The sequence below is a fragment of the Nitrosovibrio sp. Nv17 genome (assembly GCF_900119085.1).
Lineage (GTDB): Bacteria > Pseudomonadota > Gammaproteobacteria > Burkholderiales > Nitrosomonadaceae > Nitrosospira.
This window is the reverse complement of record NZ_FPIQ01000011.1, coordinates 83973-95574: the sequence shown is the minus strand read 5'-3', so window position 1 is coordinate 95574 and position 11602 is coordinate 83973. Positions and strand designations below refer to the sequence as shown.

Annotated in this window: 9 protein-coding genes and 1 pseudogene; all 10 read right to left on the bottom strand. The window is 60.4% G+C overall.

Annotated elements, in window-relative coordinates; translation table 11 throughout:
• Positions 1–305: pseudogene (locus BT108_RS08120) on the bottom strand (hypothetical protein); the annotation flags it as partial.
• 180 nt (positions 306–485) lie between these two features.
• Entirely contained in the window at positions 486–1331 is an 846-nt protein-coding gene (locus tag BT108_RS08115; RefSeq protein ID WP_072294036.1) for a formate/nitrite transporter family protein, read from the bottom strand.
• Between the two features lie 37 nt (positions 1332–1368).
• The gene (locus tag BT108_RS08110) at positions 1369–1884 is read right to left on the bottom strand and encodes a hypothetical protein (protein ID WP_255369666.1); all 516 of its coding nucleotides are present in this window, start codon (positions 1882–1884) and stop codon (positions 1369–1371) included.
• A 101-nt stretch (positions 1885–1985) separates the two neighbouring features.
• Positions 1986–2600 carry an SCO family protein gene (locus tag BT108_RS08105; RefSeq protein WP_072294034.1) on the bottom strand — a complete coding sequence of 205 codons (615 nt, stop codon included), beginning with the start codon at positions 2598–2600 and terminating at the stop codon, positions 1986–1988.
• A gap of 24 nt (positions 2601–2624) precedes the next feature.
• Positions 2625–4112 (bottom strand): cbb3-type cytochrome c oxidase subunit I, encoded by a 1488-nt coding sequence (locus tag BT108_RS08100; protein ID WP_072294033.1) that lies wholly within the window; start codon positions 4110–4112, stop codon positions 2625–2627.
• A gap of 14 nt (positions 4113–4126) precedes the next feature.
• Positions 4127–4654, bottom strand: a complete 528-nt coding sequence (locus BT108_RS08095) for a cupredoxin domain-containing protein (RefSeq protein WP_083566314.1) — start codon at positions 4652–4654, stop codon at positions 4127–4129.
• Positions 4655–5412: 758 nt separating this feature from the next.
• Complete coding sequence (locus BT108_RS08090; RefSeq protein WP_255369665.1) at positions 5413–7188, bottom strand: asparagine synthetase B family protein; 1776 nt, start codon at positions 7186–7188, stop codon at positions 5413–5415.
• Positions 7189–7372: 184 nt separating this feature from the next.
• Entirely contained in the window at positions 7373–8608 is a 1236-nt protein-coding gene (locus tag BT108_RS08085; protein WP_072294030.1) for a pyridoxal-dependent decarboxylase, exosortase A system-associated, read from the bottom strand.
• Entirely contained in the window at positions 8605–10191 is a 1587-nt protein-coding gene (locus tag BT108_RS08080; RefSeq protein ID WP_072294029.1) for an acyl-CoA ligase (AMP-forming), exosortase A system-associated, read from the bottom strand. Before BT108_RS08080 ends, BT108_RS08085 begins: the two co-directional genes overlap by 4 nt.
• Before the next feature lie 37 nt (positions 10192–10228).
• The gene (gene prsR / locus BT108_RS08075) at positions 10229–11584 is read right to left on the bottom strand and encodes a PEP-CTERM-box response regulator transcription factor (protein ID WP_072294028.1); all 1356 of its coding nucleotides are present in this window, start codon (positions 11582–11584) and stop codon (positions 10229–10231) included.
• Between the last annotated feature and the right edge of the window lie 18 nt (positions 11585–11602).

Here is an 11602-nt window from a genome sequence, read left to right as displayed (position 1 = left end):
GGCGGCTTGTAAAATGACGCAGGATCCATGTACATGCTGTACGGTATCGGCTCCCAGTACTGCGCCAGCGCCCCCGGCCCCGACCCCGTCGCCGGATCCTTGTAGCGCTTCTTCACCGCTTCATACAGCTCCTTCGGACTCGCATCATCCTCCAAACTCAGCGCCTTGTACAACTCCCGCGGTACGCTCGGAAAATCCGCCCACGACGATGCCGGCAACAACAAACACAGCACCACCCCCAATAGCCTGCACAATCCCACAGACATCTCTTCTCTCCTTTCCGTTCGTTGTTGTTCTGTCGTCACGATCTCGACGGGTCGCGCCGCAGGCACAACTATTCTTTTGCCGGACCTCCGTATTCAACGATCCGGCCTGTATCCCCACCCTGAAACACGGGGTAGCCTAGCGTGGCACTTCCCAAGTGTCAAGAAAATTACCCATGGGCCGGCTCCGGATATCCGAGGGCGCGGCCGACCGGCATCGTCTCAGGGTGCGATCCTCGTGCCTTGGACGGACGATTGTTCCGCCGGAGCCTGGGAGGGCCCCTTGTTGCAATAATGCAGCGCCAGGCCTGTCAGGACGGCGCCTCCGACGATGTTGCCCAACGTGACGGGGATCTGGTTCCAGAACAGCCATTGCCCCACGGTGATGTCGGCGCCGAGCAGGATGGCGGTGGGCATGACGAACATGTTCACGATGGAGTGCTCGTAGGCCAGGGCGAAGAAGGTTGATACCGGCAGCCAGATGGACGAGATTTTCCCCCAGGCCGAGGTGGACACCATGCCCAGCACCGTGCCCATCGCCACCATCCAGTTGCAAAGGATGCCCTTGACGAATGCGGTCAGCCAGCCGTTGGCGCCTGCATGTTCATAGACGAGGGTCTTGGAAATGGCGACCGCGATGATCTTGTCGCCCAATGCGCCATGGCCCTCGACGAAGGCTTCCGTCAGCGCGATCGCGATCAGAAAGCCGACGAACACGCAGCCAAAGAAGTTGCCAAGATATACCCAGCCCCAGTTCCTGAACATCTGCGCGGTGGTGACCTTCCCCCGTACCACGCCTACCGGCAGTACCGCGAAATTGCCGGTGGCGAGTTCCATCCCCAGCAGTATGATCATGGCGAATCCCACGGGGAAGACGGCCCCGGCGACGAGTGCGGCAGCCCCTTCGGTAAACCCGATGGAGGTCTTGAAGGCGAGCGCGGTGGCGTAGGCAAGCAGGGCACCGGACATGAATCCCTTGACCAGCATTTTCCCCACGTCCAGGCCGGCCTTTTTCTTGCTGGCCGCCTCGACTTCCTCCATGAGTTTCAATGGCGGATGATAATCCATGGTCTTCAGTTCTCCTTAGTGAAATGTTGTCTCGATCCTATTCAGGCGTGCGATCCGTGTCTATGGATGGTTTGCGAGGGCCGCCGCCGTCGCCGACCAGCAGCGTGCCGAGCCACCACAAAAAAAGCAGCGTCGCAAGTATAACCATATACCAGCCGGCGTGCTGCTGATCGTTTACCAGGTAGCTGTTGCAGATGCGTACCGGCGCCACGATGTAGAGCCAGCCGAGAACGGCCAGCATACTGAAGAAATTGGTCCAGACGAACCCGCGGCCGATCAGGGTGAGCCGTCGCCAGGACAGGGCAAGCAGGAAGCCGACAAGCAATGGCAGCGTGATGAACTTTGAGATCTCGGCAAGCGGTTCGGTCAGTGCCGCATCCAGCGCACGAGGCAGCATCCAGTAGCTGGAAACGAACATGGCCACGACCACACAGGGTATCGCACCTCCCAGGCCGTCAAGGAGACGCTGCCGCCAGCAATCCGGCAGCAGGCGGCAGGCGGTGATCCCGACAATGACGAGCAATGGCATCTGCACCAGCATGTGCAGCGTCATCGAGGCTTCCAGTTGGTGCCGTGCCCAGGGCGTGCCCAGCAACAGATACAGCATCGCGAGGCTCGCTGCCGTTTTCCCGTCGCCCCGGGATGCGGTATGGATCACAACAGCGCCGTCACCTGTTCGGCAAAAGGCACCGCCTTGTCGATGTCGCTGATGAGTCGTAATCTCCCATCGCGACCGATCAGGTGCAGGGCGGCATTGTGTTCGTATTCGCCTAGCTCGTCGGGAATGACGACGATTCCGAAGGCGTCGAGCAGCGACTCGAGCTGCGCCTTGTCGGGAACCCGCGCAATTCGCCAGACGCGGCCATCGGCGTCGTATGCCTTGCCGTATCTCTTCAGGCCTGCGGAATCGTCGTGATCCGGGTCGAAGCTGATACTGAGCAGCATGAAATCCCGTCCCAGCGATTCCTCGGGAATCAGGTCGCGAATCTGCTTGAAGATCATGCCCATGCTCTGGCAGAGGGTAGTGCAGCGGGTATAGATGAAGTCTACCGCCAGCAGCTTGCCTTCATAGTCCCGGAGACTGAAGGAGTGTCCATCCTGGTCCACGAGCTGGACAGGAGGAAGGGGGCGGGGGGATTTCAGGATTTCCACCCGTCGTGCCGTTTCGGCAGTGAAAGCGGTGAAACCGTCCGTTCCCAACCAAAACCCCCATGTGCCCAGCAAGGTTACCAGCCCCGTCATGATGATGCTGCGTGAAACCGGGCTCATGGGAGTTTCAGGTGGAGTATGACATCAGGTCGCCAGACTTCGCGCCAGGGATGCCCGCTGGTAATCCCGACCGGCAAGGCCCAGTCCCGCGAGGAAGCGGAAGATGAACACCAGCACGGAGGCGATCAGCAGTGCCGCGAAGAACGAGGCGATCCGGTCATAGGGAATCCACTCCGGAAGGTGCCCGGCGTAGCGGCGCGCCACGCTCATCTTGCCCGAGTACAGGAAGCTCAGCGTGAATCCCATGGTGCCCACTACGAATCCCCAGAATGCGGCCACGTCGATGGCGCTGTCCGTGGCATGCTCGCTGGGCTTCACGAGATAGTACATGAAGCCGAATACCATTGCGACCATGCCCAGCAGGAGATAGGTATGGAAGTGACCCGGCACCCATAGCGTGTTGTGCATGACGTAGTTGACCGTGATGGTGCCGTCGATGAAGGCCGGCATCGCACCGATCGCCCAGCCGGCGAGCGAGACGAACAGCAGCCTGGAGCACATGTCCCAGCGTATTCCCGAGCGGTATACGATCATCATCGCGCCGTAGCCCGTCACGATCAGGATCGGGAAGGTATTGAGGTAGCCGATGATGTGGCCGACGATCAGGAACCACTTGGGATAGGCATAATCCATCAGCAGGTGGTGCGGGAAGATGAACATGACCATGAACGTGGAGGCGGTCCAGGAGGCCAGGAACACCTTGTTGGCCTTCCACGGGCGCTGCGTGTAACGCGGCAGGATCTCGTAGACCGCGATGACCGCCATGTAGATGACCGCGTTGATGAAGACGTGGCCGAAGAAGTAGATCATGCCCTTGGCCAGCAGCGGATCGACTTCGAAACTCGGCACGTAGAGGTTGATCAGCATCATGATGAGGATGCTGGCACCCACCACCAGGCCGACCAGGTTGACAATGGTGACCATGGTGCTGGCGACGACCGCCGGCGGCGGCGCGTTGCCGTCGTCGGGACCGAAGAGCTGTGGCCAGCCGAGTCCGCGGCCGAGCCCGCCGTAGCGGGTGATGATCGCACGGGCGATGTCCAGGTGGAGCAGCACGAAACCCACGCCGATCACCAGCAGGCCGCCCATGAACGCCGCCGCCGCCCATTCGCTCCACAGCCCCATCGATGTGCTGGGCAGGGGGTGCAGGAAGGTCCAGGCGGCGTGGAAGTCTCCCAGGAGCACGCTTGCGAGGATCATGACGACGCCGGTCAGGAACAATATCAGGTTGGCGATGAAGATACCGGTGGAAAGTTCCACGTACTGGCGCAGGAAGTGCCACATGATCGCCGCGCCCGCTAGGGCCACGATGCCGACCATGCCCGCACCGTGCAGCGTCATCAGCTTGTAGAACCAGAGTCCACCGATCTCGGTATATTGCGAATGCTCCAGTCTCATGATCAGGCCGAAGACCATCATCAGCAGCAGGACCACGGCTGAGACGACAAGATAGGCCAGCACGCCGGCCTTCGCCCCATAGTCGGGCGTTGGGGTATAGGTATAGCTTGCCATGCTCTTATTCCTCTCTAGATATTGCCGACCTTGAACTCGGTCATCATGTTGTGGTGCGCGATGCCGCAGTACTCCATGCAGAGTACCCGGTACGTGCCCGCCTTGTCGAACGTATGCCGGATCACATTGGTATAGCCCGGCATTGCCTGCGTTTGGGCGATCAGGCGAAGACTGGGGTCATAGATGCCATAGCCGTGATTCACGTCTCCGCTCGTGACCCGGATCTCCACCGGTCCAAGGTCGACCTGGTCTCGATCCATCTCCCAGTACCACATGTGGCCGGTCACGTTGATCACTTGGGGTGTTCCCGTGCTGGAAGCGGCTCGACTGGTGTCGTACGGCAGGTCCGTCAGGTTGTAGATCATGGCCGGGAAGAATACCAGCGCCACCGCCCAGAACAGTTTGGTGCGGAATCCGTAAGCGCGCTTCACCAGCGGGCCATAGTCCTCCTCGCGCTTGCCCGAATTGATGGCAACGTACACCACCCCGAATGCGATCAACAGCATCAATACAAGGGATACCTGCCATGCGGTCTCTTGCATTATGTTCTCCTTCTTTCCGTATATTTCATCAGTATTGCCCCCATTAAATCATCGTGTATCGTGCGATGCCATTCGTGGCGGATGGGTGCGCCGGTTCCGGAGGATGGCCCAACGCCTGTGCATCGGCTTGAGAAGGGAGTCGGGAGCATTTCGGACATCGACCCCGGGGATTCAATGCGCCAAATCTGCTTTCGCAGTGCATCACGTGCTTGCAGTGCGGGATCAAATTCGGCAGGACACTGATGGCGTGTTGCCGGGCATGCCTGAAGGGGCTGCAAGGTAAAGGCATGGAAGCCACCATATCCGTCGCACTGCGCAGTGATCTTTTTTATGTCGACTTCACCGCACCATGAATGCCGGTTGCGGAGGATGTCGGTCAGACAGGACTTCCTCCAGCTACGCTCCCACCGGGTGCTTCAATCGCTCCCCCCTCGCGTCCCGTCCCGAAACACGTGTTCCGACTCCAGCTAATATCCCCACTTGCCACGCTGGTATGCATATTGATTACAATGTGAGGGGAAGAGTATGCTGTAAGGCGGCTTTCATGTCAAGCATCAATTTGGTTCGACTGCTCCCTGATACGTGGGTGATACTTCAATAATTTCAACCACATTGAGAGTAGGGGCACAGTGGCGCGCCACGCCGGGAAGCCTTCGGGATACGACTGCCGGCCGTGTCGTTTCCGGTGGCGCAGTGCGAGGCGGGCGTCTGCAGTTGCCGCGGACAGAAAGACTGGTGTGCGAACCTGCCGAGGGCTTTTACCGGGAAGTATGCTGCCGGTACCACTGTTCCAGCATCATGAGAATCCAGACCATGGTGCCGTGATAGCTCGCGTGCTCGTCCAGATGCTGCCCCAACAGCCTGTCGATGAACTCCGGTTGCACGATGGCGCGCGCCTTCAGACCGTTGAGGCTTTCGCGGGCCAGGGCTTGCAGCGGCGGGTGATGCCGCAGCCATACGCCGAACGGCAGGCCGAAGCCATGCTTCTGCTTGGCGATGATTTCGTCCGGGAGGAATCCGCGCAATGCTTCCTTGAAGAAGTATCGCAACTGCGTACCCTTCAGTTTGAGACGGGGTTCGAGCCGAAGGGAAAAGGCGGTGATTTCGTCGCTGATGAGAGGAAAGGCGACGTCCACGCCGGCCAGTTCGCATGCCTTGACCACCTTGGGCAGGTCGTTGTCGGCAAGCGTGAATTTGCGGTCGAACGCGAGCATGCGATTGATCAGGCTAGCTGCTTCGTTTTGATGGTAGATTCGATTCAGAAGGTCGGCGGGATCGCCGGGATCGACACGCGACAGGAATTCCGGCGTGAATACTGTCTGATGGCCGTAGCGTTCCAGCAAGTTGTAGGTCTCGGTGCGGGCGGGCATCGTGATCGATGCCTGCTCGATATAGCTGCGGGCCTTGCGCACCAGCGGCAGGGCCGCGCCCCCGGGCATGCCGAACAATAGAGGTTCGACCATCCCTTTGCGGATGACCGAGGGTACCTGTTCGTACAGGGAGAAAAGATGCTGCTTGGCATAGCGCACGTTGCCGCCGAAGAGTTCGTCCCCGCCGTCTCCGCCGAGCATCCTGGTGACACCGTCATCAACGGCCATGCGCGCGCAGTAGAATGCCGGAACGGCAGAGGAGTTGCCGAAAGGCTGGTCGAAAATCCCGGCGACCTGCGGAATGGCCGCGACGATGTCGTCGGGTGTGACGTAGTATTCCTTGTGCCGGGTGGAAAAATGCCGTGCGGCAATGCGCGCGTATTCCATCTCGTCATAGCCGGACGCGTCGAAGCCGATGGAGTACGTACGGGCAGGCTGCTCTCCGACTTTTCCGAGTATGCCGGCTATGGTGGAGCTGTCGGTGCCGCCACTGAGGAAGGCGCCCACCTCGTGGCCGTCCATCGCGTGCCGGACGCTCGAGTGCAGCACGTCCAGGAATTCCTGCCTGAGTGTCTCGAAGGGACGCCTTTCCTCCTCGACGAACGTCATCTCCCAGTATCGGCCGATATTCGCGTGTTTATTCCGGTACACGAGATATTCCCCGGGCAGGAGGCGTCTTTGCTCCCGGTAGATGGTGGCGGGGCCGGGTATCATGTGGAAGTACACGTAGTTGTATATGCCCTGGGGGCAGATTTCAGGCTTGACCAGCGGATGCAGGTTGATCGCATCCGCTGATGAGCCGAACACCAGGCACTCGCCGACAATCTGAAAGGCGAGCGGATGGATGCCCATGCGGTCGATGGCGAGAACGGCGGTATCTGCATCTCCATCCAGGATGCATAGGGAGAACGCCCCTGTCAGGCATTCGAGGGATCTTTCCCCTTTCTCGCGCCAGTCATCGGCCAAGGTTTTTGCCATACCCTGGACACGGGCCAGTTCGGTCAGGCGCACATCGTTGAAACCGGCGTGACCCCAAATCGCCACGAGCAACTCACCATGCTGCCACAGGTGGGTGCTGTCTTTCCCTGCGGCCACCGCCAGTGCAGCATTCCTTCCGGCCAGCAGGGAAGGAATGCCTTCGGAACGTACCAGCGTCCCCGCCATGTTCCTGACATGCCCGTGATTTTCATCGATAGTGCCCCGATGGCCCATCCAGCCACATAGCCCGCTCAAGACAGTTCTCCGGTTTTCATGCTCATGATCCTTCCAGTTTGGATAGTGCGCGCCAGCCTGGCAGTGTGCCGGAGGCGCGTGCGATACGACTCGTCCCGTCGCCGAGCCGGTTTCCCTATACCAGTACTTCTGCGGGAGCGGGATGACTGAGGAACGCAGTCGGACTGGCTGTCAGGCCGTAGGCTCCGGACTGGAAGACGACGATCAGGTCGCCGGCATCCGCCCCCGCCATCTCCATACGGTCCGCCAGCAAATCCAGCGGCGTGCACAGCGGGCCCACCACTGAGACGACCTCGCGTTCGCTGCCCTGCATCCTGTTGCCGACGGTGACCGGATAATTCTTGCGAATGACCTGTCCGAAGTTGCCCGAGGCGGCGAGATGGTGGTGCAGCCCGCCGTCCGTCACCAGGAAGACCTGGCCACGCGATTCCTTTCGTTCCAGCACGCTACATACATAGATGCCGGCTTCGGCTACCAGATACCGTCCCAGTTCGAGCACGATCTGAGTGTCGGGGAGATGGTGTCTGACGCCTGGCAGCAGTTGCCCGAGATTCTTCCCCACTGTCTCCACATCCAGGGCTTGGTCGCCTGGAAAGTAAGGAACACCGAAGCCGCCGCCGATATTCAAGGTGTGGATGGGTCCGGGGGCATGTCGGGCAAGGGAGATGGCCAGCTGAAATGTTTTTTCGTGGGATTCCTGGAGGGCTGCCGCCTTCAGGTTCTGTGAGCCGCTGAAGATGTGGAACCCTTCGAAGTCGAGTGCCAGGGTGTTCAGCCGGGCGAGCATGGCGGGAACGCGTTCCGCATCCACACCGAACTGCTTGGGCCCGCCACCCATCTTCATGCTGGAAGATTTGAGTTCAAAATCCGGATTGACGCGAACCGCCACTTTGGGGCGGATGCCGAGACGGACACCCAGGTCGGCGATACGCTCCATCTCTGCTTCGGATTCCATATTCAGGACGATGCCGGCGGCAATCGCGCAGGCAAGTTCCTCGCCGGTCTTTCCCGGGCCGGCGAAGCTGATCAGGTGTGGCGGCATCGGCGTATCGAGCGCGACCTGCATTTCGCCCGCCGAGGCCACGTCGAGACCCTCCACGAGGCCGGCCATGTGTTGAACCACGGCAGGCATGGGATTGGCCTTCATGGCATAGTGCAAATGAATCTCGGGAGGCAGATGCTGGCGCAGAAACGCCACCCGCTCGGTGATCCGTTGCCGGTCGTACGCATAAAACGGGGTACGCCCGACACGCCGGGCGAGGCGGGTCAGCGGCATGCCGCCTATCTGGAGGCAGTCGTCGCGTACCTCGAACTGGGTCGGAGCGGCATGCTTCGGCCGAGTATCGCTCATGTCTCATTATCCATGAAGAGATTCTGAAACGCCTGTCCTAGCGACCTGCGATCTATCTTGCCATTGGGATTGCGTGGCAGGCTCTCCTTCCGGGGTTCGATCCGGCTGGGCAGCATGAAGGCTGGCAGGTCACGCTTGCAGGCCGCCAGCAGTCCGTCGTGATCCAGTCCTGCGCCGTCTCGCGGCGTCACCACCAGGACGATGGCCTGGCCTAGAACAGGGTGGGGGATGCCGAGAGCGGCGGCTTCTCCCACGAGTCCGGTGGCGTAGACCACTTCCTCTATTTCGGTCGGGCTGACGCGGTAGCCGGAGGTCTTGATCATGTCGTCGCGGCGGCCGATGAAATAGAGAAAGCCTTCCTCATCCCTGCGTACCGTATCACCGGACCACACCGCCAGTTCCGGGATGGTCAGACCGGTATGGAGGGGGCCCACGGGCTTGAAGCGCTCGGCGGTCTTCTCCGGATCGTTCCAGTATCCCATGGAAACGAGGGCACCGCGGTGTACCAGTTCCCCCGGCTCGCCCGTTGCGCAAGGCGAGCCATCCTCACGCAGCACCAGCACCTCGGCATTGGGGATTGCCTTGCCGATGGAGTCCGGCCGTTTTTCCACTTCGTCCGGTGGAAGATAGGTGGAGCGGAATGCTTCCGTGAGACCGTACATGAGGAAAACCCGGGCATGGGGTGCCCTGTGGCGGAGCAGGTCTAGGGTGGCGCGCGGCATCGCTCCACCGGAATTGGTGAGGTAGCGCAGCGCCAGATTTTCAGGCCAGACCAATTGGGCCAGTTGTATCCACAGAGGCGGGACCGCCGCTAGGCCCGTGATGCGCTCCTTTTCCAGAATCCCGATGATGTCCCGGGGCAGCAGATAATTCATCAGGACGCTCGTGGCGCCGGTGAGGAAGGCCGTGGTGAGTTGGCTCAATCCATAGTCGAAACTCAGCGGCAATACGGCCAGGATGCGGTCGTCCAGCGTATTTTCGAGGTATTCCGAGACACTCGCCGCACCGGCGACCAGGTTTCGATGGGAGAGTACCACTCCCTTCGGCTTTCCGGTGCTGCCGGATGTGTAGAGGATGGCCGCCATGTCGCCGTCGATCGCCCGGTGCGGCGCAGCAGGTATCCCGATGGCGGGTGTGGCGTTCCAGGGGAGGACGGTGAAATGGGCGGCGGGGGGAGCGGACGTTCCCGGGTCGATCACCATCACGGTATGCAGGTCGTGGCACTGGAGCAGGTTCTCAGCCAGCAATCTCAGGCGGTCGGCCGACGTCACCAGGATTCTGACGTTGCAGTCGCGTAAAATGTAGGCGACCTGTTCCGGTTTCAGAAGCGGGTTGACGGGTACGAATACCCCCCCTGCGGCTGCAGCACCGAACAGGGCAGCGACCGTTTCCGGACGCTTCTCGAGATAGACCGCAACGCGTTCGCCGCGGTCCAATCCTGCCGCGAGCAGGGCTTGGCTTGCCGCTTCCACCGCATCAGCCAGGGCGGTGTAGTCCATTCGCCGACCCTGGTAGAGCAGCGCCTCCCTGTCGGCGAATCGGTCCGCCGACCTGAAGATGAGTGTATGAACGAGGTCTGTCATCGAGAGGAAAACCTGTTTGCCGGATTCAAGGAATTGATCACTGCTTCAACCCGCAGCGGCTCATCAGATCATATATGGTGGGGCGGCTGACGCCCAGCAGTTCGGCAGCCTTGACAATGTTGCCATCCGCCCGCGCAAGCACCTTCATCAGCGCATCGCACTCCGCCTTTTCGCGAACCTGGCGAAGATTGATGGGTTCCACCGGCGCGGCGGCAGCCGGCAATCCCAGATCCTCGGCGTTGATCAACGGGCCATCGGCCATGATCACTGCGCGTTTGATGCAATTCTCCATTTCCCGGACATTGCCGGGCCAGGGATGGTTTTCGATCACGGTGAGCGCCTCCCGGCTGAAATTCAGGGAGGAACGCTTTTCCTGGGCGGAGAACTTGTTCCTGAAATGGTGTGCCAGCAGCGCGGCGTCGCCGGCACGCTCGCGCAACGGAGGAATTGTAATGACGATTTCGCTCAAGCGATAGTAGAGATCCTCGCGGAATCGTCCCTCTTCTATCAATTTCTTGAGATTCTGGTGCGTCGCGCAGACGACGCGCACATCAATGGGGATCTCCTTGCGCCCGCCCACCCTCTCTATCACCCTTTCCTGCAGAAAACGGAGGAGTTTTGCCTGGAGTGGCATCGGAAGGTCGCCGATTTCATCAAGAAAGAACGTTCCGCCGTTGGCGAGTTCGATCTTGCCCAGCGTCTGCTTGGCCGCTCCCGTATACGCCCCCTTCTCGTACCCGAACAGTTCGCTCTCCAGCAGCGTTTCGGGAATTGCCGCGCAATTGATCGCCATGAAGCATTTCGACTGCCTCGGACTGGACTGGTGCAGCGCCCGTGCCAGGATCTCCTTGCCGGTTCCGCTTTCTCCCAGCAGGATGGCCGTTGCATCCGATGAAGCGACCTTCTCGACGTTGCGGCACACCTTGATCATGGCGGGATCCCGGGTAATGATGCCGCTGATCGGTGCGGCCGCCTGGGTTTGCAGCAGCCTGCGATTTTCCTGTTGCAGGGCGTACAGATAGAAGGCCCGCTTGACGACCAGACCCAGAATCTCGGGATCGAACGGCTTCTGGTGGAAATCATAGGCGCCCAGGGCAATCGCCTTCAAGGCGTTGCCGTGGTCCTGATTGCCGGTCAGGACGATCACCTTGGTGTCCGGCGCAAGTTCGAGTATCTGTTCGAGCGTCGCCAGCCCTTCCGAGGCACCGTCCGGATCGGGAGGAAGCCCGAGATCCATGGTGACGACCGCGGGTTCATGCCTCCGAACCAGTGCGAGTGCGCTCTCGCGATCTCCCGCGACCAGCACGTTATAGGTATCAAAGCTCCAGCGGAGCTGTTTCTGCAAGCCTGGATCGTCTTCGATCACCAGCAGGTTATTTTTATCTTGACTCATGTGTATGCCTCATTTGTC

What these genes read in the sequence shown, in the direction of transcription:
- BT108_RS08085 (WP_072294030.1), bottom strand. Translation starts at nt 8,608, where the DNA reads ATGAGCGATACTCGGCCGAAGCATGCCGCTCCGACCCAGTTCGAGGTA.
- BT108_RS08100 (WP_072294033.1), bottom strand. Translation starts at nt 4,112, where the DNA reads ATGGCAAGCTATACCTATACCCCAACGCCCGACTATGGGGCGAAGGCC.
- BT108_RS08080 (WP_072294029.1), bottom strand. Translation starts at nt 10,191, where the DNA reads ATGACAGACCTCGTTCATACACTCATCTTCAGGTCGGCGGACCGATTC.
- BT108_RS08105 (WP_072294034.1), bottom strand. Translation starts at nt 2,600, where the DNA reads ATGAGCCCGGTTTCACGCAGCATCATCATGACGGGGCTGGTAACCTTG.
- BT108_RS08115 (WP_072294036.1), bottom strand. Translation starts at nt 1,331, where the DNA reads ATGGATTATCATCCGCCATTGAAACTCATGGAGGAAGTCGAGGCGGCC.
- BT108_RS08095 (WP_083566314.1), bottom strand. Translation starts at nt 4,654, where the DNA reads ATGCAAGAGACCGCATGGCAGGTATCCCTTGTATTGATGCTGTTGATC.
- prsR (WP_072294028.1), bottom strand. Translation starts at nt 11,584, where the DNA reads ATGAGTCAAGATAAAAATAACCTGCTGGTGATCGAAGACGATCCAGGC.
- BT108_RS08110 (WP_255369666.1), bottom strand. Translation starts at nt 1,884, where the DNA reads ATGACGCTGCACATGCTGGTGCAGATGCCATTGCTCGTCATTGTCGGG.
- BT108_RS08090 (WP_255369665.1), bottom strand. Translation starts at nt 7,188, where the DNA reads ATGGCGGGGACGCTGGTACGTTCCGAAGGCATTCCTTCCCTGCTGGCC.